We start from the raw sequence: 16,236 nt of genomic DNA, 5'->3' as shown, positions 1-16,236 counted from the left end.
GTGAGCGATCACTGTTATGGCCTGCTGCGCCTTTTGTTTGATTTGATTGTTTGATTTGAGAGTCATCGTTACCATGCTCAAGCGCCCCAACACGCTAAAAAACTCCGAGCAAGAACTGCGTATTTTTCGTGTTAGAGCGCTACTCGCGGTGTTAGTGGTTTTTACGCTTGCAGGCTTGCTAACGAGTCGCTTGGTTTATTTGCAGATCGTCCAGCATGATATGTACAGCACGCGCTCCGAAAACAACCGGGTTCGCGTCGAGCCTCTGCCGCCGAACCGCGGTTTGATCTATGACCGTAACGGGGTGCTGCTGGCTGAAAACCGTCCCACCTACAACCTCACGCTGGTTCGCGAGCGTGTCGATAACCTGGACGAAACCCTGGCACTATTGGTCGACCTGCTTGAACTGCCTGAAGAGGAGATCGAGGCGTTCAATGTGCGTTCACGCCAACGCCAGCGTCCTTTCCAGCCAGCCCTCCTTACCAGTGACTTAAGCGAAGCACAAATTGCCCGTTTGGCGGTTAATCGTCATCGTCTGCCTGGAGTCGAAATAGAGGCTCAGCCGCTGCGCTACTATCCCGATGCCGAAATCATGGCACACACACTGGGCTACGTTGGGCGGATTAACGCCGAAGAGATGGAAACCCTGGATGCGGGTCGCTACGCAGGGACTCATTTTATCGGTAAGACGGGGGTTGAGCGTTTTTACGAAGAGGAGCTGCACGGTCAGGCAGGCTTGCGCAAAGTTGAGACAAACGCTCGCGGGCGAGTCTTGCGGGAGCTTGGGCGAACCGATCCGGTGCCTGGTAAGAACCTAACCCTAACCCTGGATAAGTCGCTGCAAACACTGGCTTACGAATTGCTGGATGGTCGTCGTGGCTCCATTGTGGCTATCGTGCCGGGCACTGGTGAGATCCTCGCCATGGTATCGACACCGGGTTTTGACAGTAACCAGTTTGTCACCGGTATTGATGTTGCGTCTTATCGCGCTTTGCAGCAAGACCTTGATCTCCCTCTGTTTAACCGCGCGACTCGCGGTCACTATCCTCCCGGCTCTACGATTAAGCCCTTTCTAGCGCTCGCGGGTTTGGTGGAAGGGGTAATCACTCCAGACAGCACCATAAACGACCCTGGTTACTACCAATTGCCTAATGATTCCCGACGCTATCGCAACTGGCTGCGTTGGGGGCACGGGCGGGTCGATTTAGAACGAGCTTTAGCGGTATCTAATAACACCTATTTTTATACCCTTGCGCACGATTTAGGCATTGATGATTTACATGATCAAATGAGTAATTTTGGCTTTGGCCGGCGTGTAGCCCATGACGTTCAGGGAGAGAGTGGTGCTTTGATGCCTTCGCGAGATTGGAAGCGTGGCCGCTTTAACCAGCCCTGGTATCCCGGGGAAACCCTCTCGGTGGGGATTGGACAAGGCTATTGGCAGGTAACGCCTCTCCAGCTAGCCAGTGCTACGGCAACGCTGGCCAATCGGGGCCATTGGGTGAAACCAAGGCTGGCCCGACAGATTGGTGATACCCCTGTGCCGCGTGATCTGCCGGATACGTTAGATGATATTGTGCTCGCCAATGATAGCTGGTGGGATCGTGTATTCAGCGGCATGGAAAAGGTGGTTAGTGGCACGGAAGGCACTGCCCGGCGAACCGGTGTGGGCCTTGAGTACCGAATGGGCGGCAAATCAGGCACCGCACAAGTATTTTCGCTGGGGCAGGATCAGCGCTACAACGCCGATGAGCTGGCCGAACGACTGCGCGACCACGCTCTGTTTGTGGCCTTTGCGCCGTTGGATGACCCCCAGATTGCCGTGTCGGTTATTGTTGAGAATGCCGGTGGTGGCAGTACCCACGCAGCGCACCTGGCCCGTGCAATGACCGATGCCTGGTTACTTGAGGATGAGGCCCCCGACGTAGAGGAAGTGCGTGAAGTGTTGGAAGAAGATGATGCCAATGTGGAGGGAAACTAAGCCATGCCTTGGCATTATATAGCCCGTTCGATGCGTGGCCATCCTGTTCGCCCGCCTGAGAGTGGTATCGCCCGGCGGAAAAGTATCTGGGAGCGAATCCATCTCGACCCTTGGCTGCTAGGTTTGCTATTGCTGCTGATGGGGAGCGGTTTAATCGTTCTTTACAGCGCTTCCGGACAATCTATTGATGCAGTGATTGGCCAAGGCGTGCGTTTTCTTATCGCGCTGGTAGGCATGGTAATTATTGCCCAGTTCTCGCCCTCGACCTTTTTGCGTTTTGCACCATTGGCCTATTGCATTGGCGTAGCCATGCTGATTGCCGTTGATGTAGTGGGTGATGTGGGCATGGGGGCGAAGCGCTGGCTAGTGATTCCTGGTGTGATACGTTTTCAGCCATCGGAAATGATGAAGTTAGCAGCCCCGTTAATGGTTGCAGCCTATCTAAATCGCTGCGAACTACCGCCCCGCCTGCGCGATATTGTCGTGTGCGGGGTCATTATTGGCGTGCCTGTGGTGCTAACCGCGATCCAACCTGATTTGGGTACTTCGCTGCTGGTATCTAGCGCGGCCCTGATTGTCGTGCTACTGGCGGGCTTGTCGTGGCGTTTGATTGGATTTATTACCGCGCTGGGGGCTGCCGCAGTGCCGCTGCTCTGGATGAATATGCATAACTACCAGCGTCAGCGGGTATTGACGTTTCTCAACCCTGAAAGCGATCCGTTGGGGGCAGGCTGGAATATTATTCAGTCGACCACGGCCATAGGTAGTGGAGGGCTATGGGGCAAGGGGTGGCTGCAGGGTACCCAGTCCCAACTAGAGTTTTTACCTGAGCGACACACCGATTTCATCATTGCCGTCCTGGGCGAGGAGTTTGGTTTGGTGGGTATGCTTGTGCTGCTGTTCCTATATCTATTGATTGTCAGCCGTGGTTTGTGGATGGCAAGCTCGGCGCAGGATACCTTTGGGCGTTTGGTGGCAGGCAGCATCATTTTAACTTTTTTTATCTACGTGTTCGTCAATATGGGCATGGTGAGCGGCATTTTGCCCGTGGTGGGGGTGCCGCTGCCGTTGGTTAGTTATGGCGGCACCTCTAGCGTGACCTTGTTAGCGGGTTTCGGTATTCTCATGTCGATACATGCGCATCGTCGGTTACTGTCGCGCTAGCGACGCAGCCTGCTTCAGACGCTAATGTTGCTCGGTAATGGATAATTCAGGATTGAATAGCTCAGGAGTGGAGAGCCAATGAACAAGGTTCAAGGGAAGACGAGCAGCTATGTATTGGCCGCGCTGATGTGCTGGGTGACCCCCGTGGCGTTTGCTGATCAGCCTTCACCGCAGGCTCAGTTTGAGACTCCTCACCACTTTGCTCCCCAGCAAAATGCTGACAGCCAAGCGCTGGTGGAAGAGCTGGTCGAGCAAGGGTTGCCGCAAGAATGGTTGGCAGAAGCGCTGGGGCAGGCGAGCTATACCCAAAGCGTATTAGATGCCATGGAAGGGGCTGCTGAACGGCGTCTGAAGTGGTACGAATATCGTGCTATTTTTCTGACCCAGCAGCGCATTGAAGAGGGCGTGGAGTTCATCGATGCTCATGCCGACGCCTTGGCGCGCGCGGAAAGTACCTATGGTGTGCCCGCTGAAATCATTACCGCTATTATTGGCGTTGAAACTTACTATGGTCGCCATAAAGGCCAGCATCGCGTGCTGGATTCGCTAGCCACACTGGCGTTTCATCACCCGGCAAGGGGGGCTTTTTTTCGCGGTGAGCTAGCGGCCTTTTTACGTATTGCCTACGAACAGCAGGTCGACCCTACCGAGTTGCGCGGCTCCTATGCCGGTGCGATGGGTTACCCGCAGTTTATTCCCACCAGTTATCAAGCCTATGCCGTGGATTTTGATGGCGATGGACGACGTGATCTTTGGGAGAACCCGGTTGATGCGATTGGCAGCGTCGCTAATTACTTTGCTGAGCATAACTGGAAGCCGGGAGCTGATATCTACCACCAGGCCTCTGGGCCAGACGTAATGCCCGTAGAGTTACTCCAGGAACTCTCATTTAACCAAACTTCATCTCCTGCGGTGAGCATTGCTCAGTTGGCCACTCATGGGATTGAGCCCAGCGAGCCACTTGATGATAATTTGCCAGTGGTGCCGTTGGCGCTTGAGTTCGCCAATGGAGAGACCCGTTACCGGTTTGGCGAGTATAATTTTTACGTGATTACCCGCTACAACCATAGTCACCTCTATGCCATGGCCGTAGCCGAGTTGGCAGAAGCGATTGCTGAGCTGCACGAGGATGAGGGATGAAGAGCAAATTGAGGATTAGCCAGCGGGCGGTTGGCGCGATTGCCTTACTGGCGCTGGTCAGCGGCTGTGCTAGCAATGACACTCAGCGGGTAGATGCCTCCGGTTCCGCGAATCAAACGGCGGCTCCGGCTTCAACGGCGGCCAACACTAGTGGTGGCCGCTATGCCATGAGTGGTGATGCCTATCCGCTCGAGCCGCCGGATGTTACCAAGGTGCCTGATGCAGAGCCCCGCATCGAGCAGCCTTCCAGAGCGGGCAACCGCTCTAGCTATGAAGTGTGGGGGAAAACCTATCAAGTGCTGCCTGATGCAACGGGTTATGAGAAACGTGGTACGGCCTCCTGGTATGGCGAAAAATTCCATGGCTACGCGACCTCAAACGGTGAAATCTACGACATGTATAAAATGTCGGCGGCACACCGTTCGCTGCCTCTACCCACCTTTGCGCGAGTCACAAACCTGGATAATGGGCGATCGGTCATTGTGCGAGTGAACGACCGTGGCCCCTTCCACAGTGACCGTGAGATCGATCTCTCCTACGCGGCAGCCGCCCGGCTAGGCTTCCTCGACAATGGTACCGGTTCCGTGAAAGTGGAAGCGATCAACCCTGAGCAGTGGCTAGCCGAGCACGGCAAGGGCGGCGGCAGCGCTTCCCCCCAGCCTCGCGTAGCCGAGGCACAGCGGGTTGCTGCAAATGCTTCTTCTATGCCCGTTCCGCCGGCGGCGTCTGCTGCATCTGCGGCTGATCCTTCACCACAGACACAAACAGCGCAGCCGCCAAACGAAGGGGAAGCTGGCGACGCAGTGTATCTGCAGATCGCGGCACTGGGTAATCCGGAAGGCGCTCAGCAGTTGCAGCAGCGTTTACAAGGTGAGCAGCCCCATGCGGTGCGTATTATGAACGACGCTGACGTTTATCGTGTTCAAGTGGGGCCCATCGCTCCGAGCCAAGAACCTCAAGCGCGAGAAACACTGCGCCAAGCAGGGTTCCCCCAGGTCTTTGTTGTGCGATAATTCACCCCCTGTTTATTTCCGGTGGCGCGCCTTACGCGCCGCCGTTTTTTAAAATAAGCTTTTCAAGTAAGCTTTCAAGTAAGTGAGACTGACGTTATGAACGTGTTTACATCCATTGGTCGCTCTGCACGCCTGTGCCTCTTCGCTGCCATGGCGACGGTTGCTGTGCCTGCCAGTGCCCAGCCAACGCCTCAGCCGGTAATTCCGCAGCCGCAAACCATTATCCCTTCAGCCCCTCAGTTAGCGGCAAGTTCGTGGATTCTGATGGATGCTAATAGTGGCCGTATCTTGGCCGAGCATAACTCCGATGAGCGTCTGCCACCGGCAAGTTTAACCAAGCTGATGACCGCCTATTTGGTAGAGCGTGAGCTCAATCGTGGCACCATTAAGCTCACTGATATGGTTAATATTAGCGAGAATGCCTGGCGCACCGGCGGCTCGAAAATGTTTATTGAGGTGGGTGATCAGGTTTCGGTGGATGATTTACTCCACGGTATCATCATTGTGTCGGGCAACGATGCCAGTGTCGCCATGGCAGAGCATTTGGCGGGTGGTGAGGTGCCCTTTGCCGATCTGATGAATCAGCATGCCACGCGGTTGGGCATGAATAACACCAACTTCCAGAACGCCACTGGCTTGCCCGCCGACAATCACTACTCAACGGCCCATGACTTGGCGCGTTTATCCCGGCACATTATTAATGATTACCCTGATCACTACGAAATCTACTCCCATCGTACGTTCTCCTATGGCGGTATTGATCAGCCCAACCGCAACCGTTTGCTGTGGCGTGACCCTTCGGTGGATGGCCTGAAAACCGGCTGGACAACGGAGGCGGGGTTCTGTCTGGTGTCTTCAGCTAAGCGTGACGATATGCGCTTGATTTCCGTAGTGATGGGCACCAACTCTGATGAAGCGCGCGCTCAAGAAACCCAAAAGCTACTCAGCTACGGTTTCCGCTTTTTCGAAACCATGAAGCTCTATGAGCGCGGTGCCGTATTGGCAACGCCGCGGGTTTGGGGCGGCGATATCAATGAGCTGCGTGTTGGCGTCGATGAAGAAGTCTTTATGACCCTGCCACGCAACCGCAACGAAGAGCTGCGTGCGCGCCTAAACCTCAATCCAGACCTACAGGCACCGATTGCCATTGGCGACGAGGTTGGTACGCTGGAAGTGCATTTAGGTGATGAAGTGGTCGGTGAGCGCCGCTTAGTGGCGCTGGAAAACATCGAAGAGGGTGGTCTCTTTAAGCGCTTGTTCGATCAGGTGCAGCGCTTCTTTAGTAATCTGATTAGTAATTTTACGGATTGATTATAGACTTACAGCCGATAGGTTGATGGGTTCTAGCGTATATCTGTGATGAACCCAGTCTTTGTGAAAATCAGTCTTTACGAAATAGGTTTGTTATGAAAAAAGGTGCTCCGGGACTTCGTGATTTGCGCCAACCGGCGGCTCAGGAGCCGCCTAAAATCACTTTCCCATGTGATTACTCGTTAAAAGTCGTCGGCGATGCGGCCGAAGACTTTCCTGCCTGTGTGTGCCAGGTGATTGTGCGCCATGACCCTGACTTCGATGCAACGGCAATGCAGGTGGTCGATAGCCGCAATGGCCGTTTTCAATCGGTACGTGTGGTGATTAGAGCGACCGGAGAGCAGCATATTAAAGAGTTGTTCGACGACCTCAAGGCTACTGGCCGTGTGCATATGGTGGTGTAACCGTGGAAAACGCCGTGCCGATTGAGTTGCACGATTTGGGTCACCAGGCCTACCTGCCAGTGTGGGAAGCTATGCGCACGCTAACCGATACACGGGATGCGCAAACCCCTGATCAGTTCTGGTTGGTCGAGCATGACCCGGTGTTTACCCAAGGCCAGGCTGGCAAGCCCGAACACCTGCTGCTGCCCGGCGATATTCCGGTGGTGCACGTTGATCGGGGGGGGCAAGTCACTTATCACGGGCCAGGGCAGGTGGTGCTGTACCCGCTGCTGGATGTACGGCGGGGAAAAATTGGCGTGCGCGATTTAGTCACTGCATTGGAGAATGCCGTGATTGACGTCTTGAGCCACTATGGCGTGAGCGCCCGAGCTCGGCCCGATGCTCCAGGGGTTTATGTGATGACAGAAGCGGGTGAGGCGAAGATTGCCTCACTGGGTCTGCGTATTCGGCGGGGGGCGAGCTTTCACGGCGTGGCGTTGAATGTAGACGGTGACCTGACGCCTTTTTTGCGCATTAACCCCTGCGGCTATGCAGGTATGCCCATGGCGAAGTTGGCTGACCTCGTCTCGTTGCCAGGGGATCATCGGGTGGGTGAGCAGCTGGCCGAGGCGCTAGCTAAACGGCTAAACCGCGAATTGGTCAGTGTCGAGAACACGCCACTGTAAAAATTGGGTCACCGTTATTAAAAAAACGGTTCAAAAAAACGAGGCTTATAAAGCGGGTCTTAAAACCCGCTCCATACATAGTAGCAAGCCCCGTAGAACGCTTAATTTAAGCCTATCCTACGTTGAGCGCTGGAATAATATTGGGGTTTGCTTCTTGCTCCTGACCGGGAATCGCGGCAGGTGAGGCGAGCCCCAGGTTGTTTTTCTCAAACACGCGATCAGCGCGGTAGCTTGAACGTACCAGCGGGCCAGAGGGCACTTCCATAAAGCCTTTTTCCAGGCCAATCACGCGGTAGCGATCAAACTCTTCAGGCGTTACCCAGCGCTCCACCGACAGGTGATTTTTGGTCGGGCGAAGGTACTGGCCAAGCGTGACAATATCGACGCCGATCTCACGTAAATCATCAAACGTTTGCAAAATCTCTTCGTCGGTTTCACCCAAGCCCAGCATCAGGCTGGTTTTGGTGATGATATCTGGGCGGTAGCGCTTGGCATGAGCAAGGACATCGAGGGTTTTGCGGTAACCTGCCCGCCGGTCACGCACTCGGCCTGTCAGGCGTTCCACGGTCTCCACATTTTGGGCAAATACCTGTAGGCCTGAATCGACGACGCGTTCGATAGCGGCAAGGTCACCATCAAAGTCGGGCGTCAAGGCTTCGACTACCACCTCGGGTGTGCGCGCTTTGATCGCGCGAATGCAGTTGGCGTAGTGGGTTGCGCCGCCATCGTCGAGGTCGTCACGGTCAACTGAAGTCAGTACGATATAACGCAGCCCCATGAGCTCTACAGATTTGGCCGTGTTTTCAGGCTCTTCGTGGTCAAGCCAGCCCTGGGGGTTGCCGGTGTCTACTGCGCAGAACCGACAGGCGCGGGTACATACCGAGCCCATCAGCATGATAGTGGCCGTGCCGTTGCTCCAGCACTCGCCCATATTGGGGCAGTGGGATTCAGCGCAAACAGTGCTTAATCGATGGGTCGCGACGTTTTTCTTGACCGCTTCAAAACGCTCGCCACCTGGAATCTGTGCTCGCAGCCACTTGGGTTTGCGCTCAAGCTCAACAGAAGGGGCCTCTGGCTGCGCTTTGCGCTGCTTCATGCCATCCTTGATCACCGACATGCCATGTTCATTACGGTATTTTTCACCGCTGGACACTCGCTGCGAGGGGTTATTGCTCATAGTGACAGAGCCTCTCTTCTGTGCGGTAGGCCGAAGGCGTAAAAAAGGTTTAACCCTGTTCCAAGCCTGCCTATTGATACCTGGTTAATACGAAGTTTGCTCAATATTTTATCGCGCTAATGATGGCTAATGTAACATATCTCGCTGCCAACAAGACACCGTAAGCCATCACTCGCCTTCAGGAGGGAAGTATCGGCAAACAGGCTACCCCATGGCTGGGTAAGGGGCTGGCGGGCGCCTGAAAGTGACGGCGATAGTCGGGTAAGTGTTCACGGATGAAACTCAAAAATAGCTCGGCGACCGGAGTGGGTAAGCGCTCCCGCGTATAGACCGTGCACCAAGAGCGGTGGATGGGAAAGTCGGGCAACCCCAGCTCAAACAGTAACCCCTGCTCAAGCTCCAGTTGCACCGCCAAACGCGGCAGCACGGCAACACCTAAGTGAGCCATGACGCCCCCTTTAATCGCTTCATTGGTACCTAACTCAATACAGTGGGGAAGGGCGACCTGCTGACTGGCCGCCATCTGCTCAAAAGCGTTGCGTACGCCGGAACCGGGTTCGCGCATTAGCACGTAATGGCGCGCAAAGTCTGCTAAGGAGGGTTGCGGCATCGAAAGTAGCGGATGCTCGGGCCAGACGACGGCGATCAGTTCGTTATCAATAATCGGCATCACTACCAAGCGATCGTCTTCAGGCACCATGGCCATGATAACCAAGTCGTCCTGCTGCTCAGCCAATCGATCGAGTGCCTGGCAGCGATTGCATACCTTTAAGCGGACATGTACTTCGGGATAGTGAGCACGGAAGCGGGCAAGTAAATAAGGCACCACATATTGGGCTGAGGAAACCGCTGCGATGTTGAGTTCGCCGCTTATTTTGCCGTTAATATCCGATAGGTTCATTTCCAGCCGTGACAGTTGGCCAAAAATTTCGCGCGCTGAGTGGGCGAGGGTATCGGCGGCGGGAAGCGTGTGAAGCGTTTTACCCGCATAATTAAACAGAGGCTGACCCAGTGCCAACTCAAGCTGCCGTATTTGCGCGCTGACTGCTGGCTGGGTCAGTCCCAGTTGCTCAGCTGCACGAGAGTAGGAGCGCTGCCGGTGCACCGCCTGGAAGACCTGGAGTTGCCGAAATGTTAGGCGATTGAGCAGATTGGGGGATGACATAAAAACCTCGTAGTGAGCACCCTTTAACTAATATCAAAATCAGGCTTCATCGCCAGGGCCAAGCATGCTAACACTGAATCTTTTAGACTGCCTAAACAGGACTTCATTAGTCACATAAGGCGTAATTGCCAGGGTTAAAGATCGACGCCGTGCGCATAGTGGCCTAGACTATATTGCATTGCAGCATCATTGCTTTCGGGTCTGATGCCTGTGCATCAACCCAACGGGAGACCCTATGAACTTTCTTGCTAACCCACTCGCCAAGACTATGTTTCCTGCTAACGCTTTCACTAGCGCATGGTTGAAGCAACAAAATGATTCCACAGCCATACCTGGAAGTGAGGCGATCGCTTCATTATTCGATCCTTTCGGGTTTGGGCGTGCAGCCTTTGGTTACTGGCGCGATAGCATGGAGCGCAGCGTTCTCTATCTGGACGTTATGCGCGAACGCGGTAATCAGTACCTCGAGCATATGGAGCAAACCAAGCCCAATGTGTTGGGGTTCGATACCGAAGTGCTGATGGATGGTCGGACGCTGCCGCGGCCAACCAACTACGAACTGTTGCGTGTGTTGCCCCACGAAGGGACAGAAATTGATCTGCAAAAGCGCCCGTTTGTAGTGGTTGACCCACGTGCGGGGCATGGGCCAGGGATTGGAGGGTTTAAGCCGGACAGTGAGTTGGGCGTGGCGCTTAAAGCGGGGCACCCCTGCTACTTTATTGGTTTTTTGCCGTTTCCTGAGCCAGGCCAAACCGTTGAGGATGTGGTCGAGTCGGAGATCGCTTTTTTGCGCCATGTGATTGAGCTGCATCCCGAAACGACTGAAAAACCGATGGTGGTGGGCAATTGCCAGGCGGGCTGGCAGATCATGATGGCGGCTGCCTTGGAGCCTGACGTTTTTGGCCCTATCCTGATTGCTGGCGCGCCACTCTCCTACTGGGCGGGTGAGCACGGCAAAGCCCCCATGCGCTATACCGGCGGGATGGCGGGAGGCAGCTGGATTACGGCACTCACCAGTGATATTGGCGACGGCCTGTTTGACGGGGCGTGGCTGGTGCAGAACTTCGAGCGCCTCAACCCGGCTAATACCTACTGGAAAAAGCAGTATCACCTTTACGACAATATCGATACCGAAGCGGGCCGATACCTCGATTTTGAGCGTTGGTGGGGTGGTCACGTCGTATTAGGCGGTGAAGAGATTCAGTATATCGTCGATAATCTGTTTGTCGGTAATCGGCTCTCTACCGCGCAGCTGGTCACCCATGATGGCCGCCGAATCGACCTGCGTAATGTGCGTTCGCCGGTGGTTGTGTTCTGTTCGCGTGGGGATGACATTACTCCGCCGCCTCAAGCATTGGGGTGGATTCGTGATTTATATGCAAACACCGATGACATCATTGCCAATGAGCAAACCATCGTCTATTGCCAGCATGATACGACCGGCCATCTAGGTATATTTGTTTCGGGCAGCGTATCGCGCAAAGAGCATACCGAATTCACCGCCAATATGGATTACATCGACGTACTGCCGCCTGGGCTGTATGAAACCTCCATATCTCCGGCAGAGAAGGGTGAAGACGCTGAGCTGTTCGAGCGGGATTATCTGCTCGAATTTATGCCGCGTAACTTTGAAGAGTTAGATCAGGCAGTAATGCACAAGCCAGAGGATGATCGTCGTTTTGCCACCGTGGCACGGATCTCAGAAATCAATTTGGGGATGTATCGGCTCTTTCTGCAGCCGTGGCTAAAAGCCATCATGACACCGGAAGCTGCCCGCTTGATTCGTCGTATGCACCCTATCCGTTTGGGCTACAAGCTGCTTTCTGATCGTAATCCACTTTCGGTGCCGCTACCGGTAATGGCGGAAGCAGTGCGCAAAAATCGTCACCCAGTATCAAAAGATAATCTGTTCAAAACGCTTGAAACTATGGGGTCTGATCAACTGGTCGCCAGCCTCAATGCGATGCGCGATTTGCGGGATAGCAGCACCGAAAAAATGTTTATGGATATCTACGGCCAGCCGCTATTGCAGGCTGCTGTCGGTCTGTATGGCGATGCCCATGTACACCGCCGCCGTCCAGGGGCAGAGCCCGAGCACCGTCGCTTTATTGAGCAGCGTCAGGAAGAGCTGCGAGAGAAAATTGCTAAGGGCAGTGCCCATGAAGCGGTTATGCGCTCGCTTATCTATGTGCTCGGTGGCGCCCCAGCTACAGATGAGCGTAACTTTAAGCGGCTACGCGCCTCCCGTGCGGAGCTTGAGCCTGGTATCGAACTGAGTGATTTTAAAAACTTGGTGCGCGAGCAGTTCTTTATCTTGAAGCTGGATCGTGAGCAGGCGTTGAATTCGCTGCCTACTTTGCTAGCAGGTAGCAGCAACGATGATGTCGATGGCTATATTAGCCACCTTGAGCATGTGTTTGCCGCCAGCGGCGATCTTTCAGAGCATGCTGCTGAGCGCTTTGCTCAAATTAAAGTGTTGTTTGATAAGGCAAGACCCCGCAAATCGGTAGCGAATAAGCCGGCTGCGAGCAAGCCGACGGCCAGCAAAGCGGCTTCGACAACTAAGCCTGCCGCTAAGCCCAAAGCTGCTACTGCTAAGCTGGCCGAAACGCAAACGACTTCGTCTGCGCCAGTGGCCAAGGAGCAGCCCGTGGTGAATGAGGAGTCCGTGGTTAAGGAGTCATCGCCTAAATCTGCTGCGACTAGCGAGTCGGCCAGTGAGCCGGTGGCTAAACCCACCAGCACTACCAGACGTAAAAAGACGCCGCCTAAACGCTAAATCAGTACATTAGCTCATTGCGCCCCCGCCTATTTGGTGGGGGCGCTTTGTTTGCCTGATTACCTTTTGGGTTGCTGTAATGTCGGTGGCAGTCTAGTGTCTAGCTACTATTTGTCTGAAATATAACCCTGGTTGTCTAAAGTCTATGGATTCTCCCTACGGCTTGGTTGCCACTGGCGCTTAGCTAAGGGCTGGGGTAGGGTAGGCGCATTTTTTCATCCGTATCTTTTTTAACGGGCAGTTTCAGCCCGTCGATACGGCACCGAATTCAGAGCACGCGCTAGACAGTCCGTGCATTAGGAAAGTGGAGCACTATGGGCAAGTCACTGGTCATCGTCGAGTCGCCAGCGAAAGCGAAGACGATTAACAAATATCTCGGCAACGATTTCATCGTGAAGTCGAGCGTGGGCCACATTCGTGACCTGCCGACCAGCGGCTCAGGTAAGGCAGCCTCCGACCCCAAGGAGCGCGCGCGCCAGGCCGCAGCGACACGCAAGATGTCGGCGGAAGAGAAAGTAGAATATAAAAAACGTAAAAGCCAAGATCAGCTGATTCGGCGGATGGGGATTGACCCCAACAACGGCTGGGAAGCCCGCTATGAGGTGCTGCCCGGAAAAGAGAAAGTCGTTGCCGAGCTAAAGAAGCTGGCTGAGAAGGCTGACGCTGTCTACCTCGCAACGGATTTGGATCGCGAAGGGGAAGCCATTGCTTGGCACCTGCGCGAGACCATCGGTGGCGATGACAGCCGCTACAAGCGCGTGGTGTTCAACGAAATCACCAAAAACGCGATTCAAGACGCTTTCAAGGCGCCTGGCGCGCTCAATATCCCCCGGGTAGAGGCGCAGCAGGCAAGGCGTTTCCTGGATCGCGTTGTGGGCTTTATGCTTTCGCCTCTACTGTGGGCGAAAGTAGCGCGCGGGCTGTCGGCTGGCCGTGTACAGTCAGTCGCGGTACGTCTAATTGTTGAGCGCGAGCGCGAAATCCGTGCCTTTATTCCTGAAGAGTTTTGGGATGTGCACGCGGATTTGGCCTCTCCTGAGGGTGAGCTGGTGCGTTTTGCCCTGGTTCGTCAGGATGGCAAGGCCTTTAAGCCTACCTCCGAAAAAGACACCCTTGCGCGTATTGAGCAGCTTAGAAAAGCCAAGCTGGCGATTACCTCACGGGAAGACAAGCCCACCAGCTCAAAGCCCACGGCACCCTTTATTACCTCTACGCTGCAGCAAGCGGCGAGTGGCCGGTTAGGTTTTTCTGTGAAGAAAACCATGACCATGGCTCAGCGCCTCTATGAGGCGGGTTACATCACCTATATGCGTACCGACTCCACCAACTTATCGAAAGATGCGGTTGAGGGTGTGCGTAGCTATATCGGTGAAGAGTTCGGCGAACGCTACCTGCCCGAAGCACCTAATCGTTATAGCAGCAAAGAGAGTGCTCAAGAGGCCCATGAGGCGATTCGCCCTTCCAGTGTCGAGCGTAAGGCTTCCGATCTGGCCGGAATGGAGCGGGATGCCGAGCGTCTCTACGAGCTGATCTGGCGTCAATTTGTGGCCTGCCAAATGACCCCTGCAGAGTACCTTTCAAGCACGCTGAGTGTTGAAGTCGATGGCTACGAGCTACGTGCCAAAGGACGTGTACTGAAGTTTGATGGTTATACCCGGGTGATGAAGCCTAGTGGTAAAAATGAAGATCAGAGCTTACCGGACTTGCCAAAAGGTACGCCTATGGCACTGGAAGCGCTCGATCCTCAGCAGCACTTTACCAAGCCAGCACCACGCTACACCGAAGCAAGCCTGGTCAAAGAGCTTGAAAAGCAGGGCATTGGCCGACCGTCAACTTACGCTTCAATCATCTCAACGATCCAGGATCGCGGCTATGTGAAGCTGGAAAACCGTCGTTTCTATGCCGAAAAGCTGGGCGATATCGTCACCGAGCGGTTGAAAGAGTCCTTCCCTGATTTGATGGACTTCTCGTTCACTGCCCGCATGGAAGATAGTCTGGATGAGGTCGCCGAAGGCGAACGCAACTGGCAGGCGCTGCTGGATGCCTTCTACGAAGAATTCCGTGAAGAGCTGGCCAAGGCTGAGAGCGAAGATGGCATGCGCCCCAATCAGCCGGTGCCAACGGATATCGACTGCCCAAGCTGTGGTCGTCATATGCAAATTCGTACCGCTTCCACCGGGGTTTTCCTGGGTTGTAGTGGCTACAATTTGCCGCCCAAAGAGCGTTGTAAAACCACCATTGACCTGATTCCTGGTGAAGAGGCGGTGGCCGAAGACGCGGGAGAAGAGGCCGAAACCAATGCGCTGCGTGCCAAGCGTCGCTGCCCCAAGTGTGGCACGGCGATGGACAACTACCTAATCGATGAAACGCGTAAGCTGCACATCTGTGGTAACAGCCCCGATTGTGACGGCTACGAAGTTGAAGGCGGCAAATTCAAGATCAAAGGCTACGACGGCCCGATCATCGAGTGCGATAAGTGCGGCTCTGAGATGCAGTTGAAGTCAGGCCGCTTTGGCAAGTATTTTGGCTGTACCAATAGCGAATGTAAAAACACCCGTAAGCTATTGAAAAGTGGCGAAGTGGCGCCGCCAAAAATGGACCCGATCCCGATGCCGGAACTGGCTTGCCAAAAAGTTGACGACCATTACGTGCTGCGTGATGGCGCAAGCGGGCTGTTTTTGGCTGCCAGCAAGTTCCCTAAAAATCGTGAAACACGGCCGCCGCTGGTGAAAGAGCTGAAAGCGCACGCCGATGAGCTGCCCGAAAAGTATCACTTCATTCTTAAAGCGCCGAGTGAAGATCCGGATGGTCGCCCGGCGCAAATCCGCTACTCGCGGAAGAGCAAAGAGCAGTACGTGATGACCGACGAGGAGGGCAAGGCCACAGGCTGGAAAGCCATGTTTGATGCCGGTAAATGGCACGTGGAGGACAAACGCAAGTGAATGCACGGTCACGAACCAACCAGCTGCTCTATCAGGCGGAGCTATTAGTCACCTTGCCCGCGGGAAGTGATGAGCATGCTTCTGCGCGGCAGATGGCGTTGGAAGAGAGTGCGCTGGCGCTTTTTGAGCTGGCGCTTGAGTCGTTACTGCGCGAAGTTACTGAACACGCTCGGCTGTCGGAGCATCGCTGGACTGTATTGCTGGCCCAGGATGGCCCTGCCTTGGCCGAGCTGCAACGTCTGCGCGACTTGAAAGCCCAGCCGGAAAGCTGGCTGAACTGGTTGGAGGGGCAACTTGAGCGCCTACATAGTGACGAAGGTGCTGCGCGGCGCGAAACTCACAACCCCGCTATGATTGCCGTGGGTAATCAAGCCGGTTTGCGCCAGCAGTTACTGGATAATCTTCAGGCGGCCAAGCGTGAAATAGGCGCGCTGCGCGAAACCAGCCTGGAGTGGTAGTGTTTATTGTTATGCATCGCTCAAGTCGTTAAGAAAG

The 16,236-nt window shown here is 54.7% G+C and carries 12 protein-coding genes; 10 read left to right on the top strand and 2 right to left on the bottom strand.

Going from position 1 to position 16,236, the window contains the following annotated elements; genetic code table 11:
- Nucleotides 1-73: 73 nt before the first annotated feature.
- The 7 genes from mrdA to lipB all read left to right on the top strand — a co-directional run bounded on the left by mrdA (nt 74) and on the right by lipB (nt 7,678).
- On the top strand, nt 74-1,981 hold the full coding sequence (gene mrdA / locus ACW17M_RS07095; RefSeq protein WP_022523157.1) for a penicillin-binding protein 2: 1,908 nt from the start codon (nt 74-76) through the stop codon (nt 1,979-1,981).
- A 3-nt stretch (nt 1,982-1,984) separates the two neighbouring features.
- A complete protein-coding gene (gene rodA, locus ACW17M_RS07090) occupies nt 1,985-3,145 on the top strand; it encodes a rod shape-determining protein RodA (protein WP_009286997.1) in 1,161 nt (386 codons plus the stop codon).
- 78 nt (nt 3,146-3,223) lie between these two features.
- Complete coding sequence (gene mltB / locus ACW17M_RS07085; protein WP_457547109.1) at nt 3,224-4,285, top strand: lytic murein transglycosylase B; 1,062 nt, start codon at nt 3,224-3,226, stop codon at nt 4,283-4,285.
- A complete protein-coding gene (locus ACW17M_RS07080; protein WP_457547108.1) occupies nt 4,282-5,298 on the top strand; it encodes a septal ring lytic transglycosylase RlpA family protein in 1,017 nt (338 codons plus the stop codon). The genes mltB and ACW17M_RS07080 overlap by 4 nt, the downstream gene beginning before the upstream one ends.
- 96 nt (nt 5,299-5,394) lie before the next feature.
- Nucleotides 5,395-6,609, top strand: a complete 1,215-nt coding sequence (locus ACW17M_RS07075) for a D-alanyl-D-alanine carboxypeptidase family protein (RefSeq protein ID WP_027957539.1) — start codon at nt 5,395-5,397, stop codon at nt 6,607-6,609.
- Nucleotides 6,610-6,704: 95 nt separating this feature from the next.
- Complete coding sequence (locus ACW17M_RS07070; protein WP_022523161.1) at nt 6,705-7,013, top strand: HP0495 family protein; 309 nt, start codon at nt 6,705-6,707, stop codon at nt 7,011-7,013.
- A gap of 2 nt (nt 7,014-7,015) precedes the next feature.
- Nucleotides 7,016-7,678 (top strand): lipoyl(octanoyl) transferase LipB, encoded by a 663-nt coding sequence (gene lipB, locus ACW17M_RS07065; protein WP_457547107.1) that lies wholly within the window; start codon nt 7,016-7,018, stop codon nt 7,676-7,678.
- A gap of 112 nt (nt 7,679-7,790) precedes the next feature.
- On the opposite strand, the gene lipA is transcribed toward lipB, so the two are convergent.
- Nucleotides 7,791-8,855 (bottom strand): lipoyl synthase, encoded by a 1,065-nt coding sequence (gene lipA / locus ACW17M_RS07060; RefSeq protein ID WP_022523163.1) that lies wholly within the window; start codon nt 8,853-8,855, stop codon nt 7,791-7,793.
- 178 nt (nt 8,856-9,033) lie between these two features.
- Entirely contained in the window at nt 9,034-10,020 is a 987-nt protein-coding gene (locus ACW17M_RS07055) for a LysR family transcriptional regulator (RefSeq protein ID WP_027957536.1), read from the bottom strand.
- 235 nt (nt 10,021-10,255) lie between these two features.
- Between ACW17M_RS07055 and ACW17M_RS07050 the strand changes: the two genes are divergently transcribed.
- From ACW17M_RS07050 to ACW17M_RS07040, 3 genes are all read left to right on the top strand, one after another.
- On the top strand, nt 10,256-12,799 hold the full coding sequence (locus ACW17M_RS07050) for a DUF3141 domain-containing protein (RefSeq protein WP_009286992.1): 2,544 nt from the start codon (nt 10,256-10,258) through the stop codon (nt 12,797-12,799).
- Between the two features lie 314 nt (nt 12,800-13,113).
- Nucleotides 13,114-15,741 carry a type I DNA topoisomerase gene (gene topA / locus ACW17M_RS07045; protein ID WP_009286991.1) on the top strand — a complete coding sequence of 876 codons (2,628 nt, stop codon included), beginning with the start codon at nt 13,114-13,116 and terminating at the stop codon, nt 15,739-15,741.
- Complete coding sequence (locus ACW17M_RS07040; protein WP_022523167.1) at nt 15,738-16,199, top strand: DUF6586 family protein; 462 nt, start codon at nt 15,738-15,740, stop codon at nt 16,197-16,199. Before topA ends, ACW17M_RS07040 begins: the two co-directional genes overlap by 4 nt.
- Nucleotides 16,200-16,236: the final 37 nt, after the last annotated feature.

It is taken from the genome of Vreelandella sp. 2A-K22 (assembly GCF_054065485.1).
Note: the sequence above shows the minus strand (reverse complement) of the source record. Positions and strands in the feature narration are given on the sequence as shown.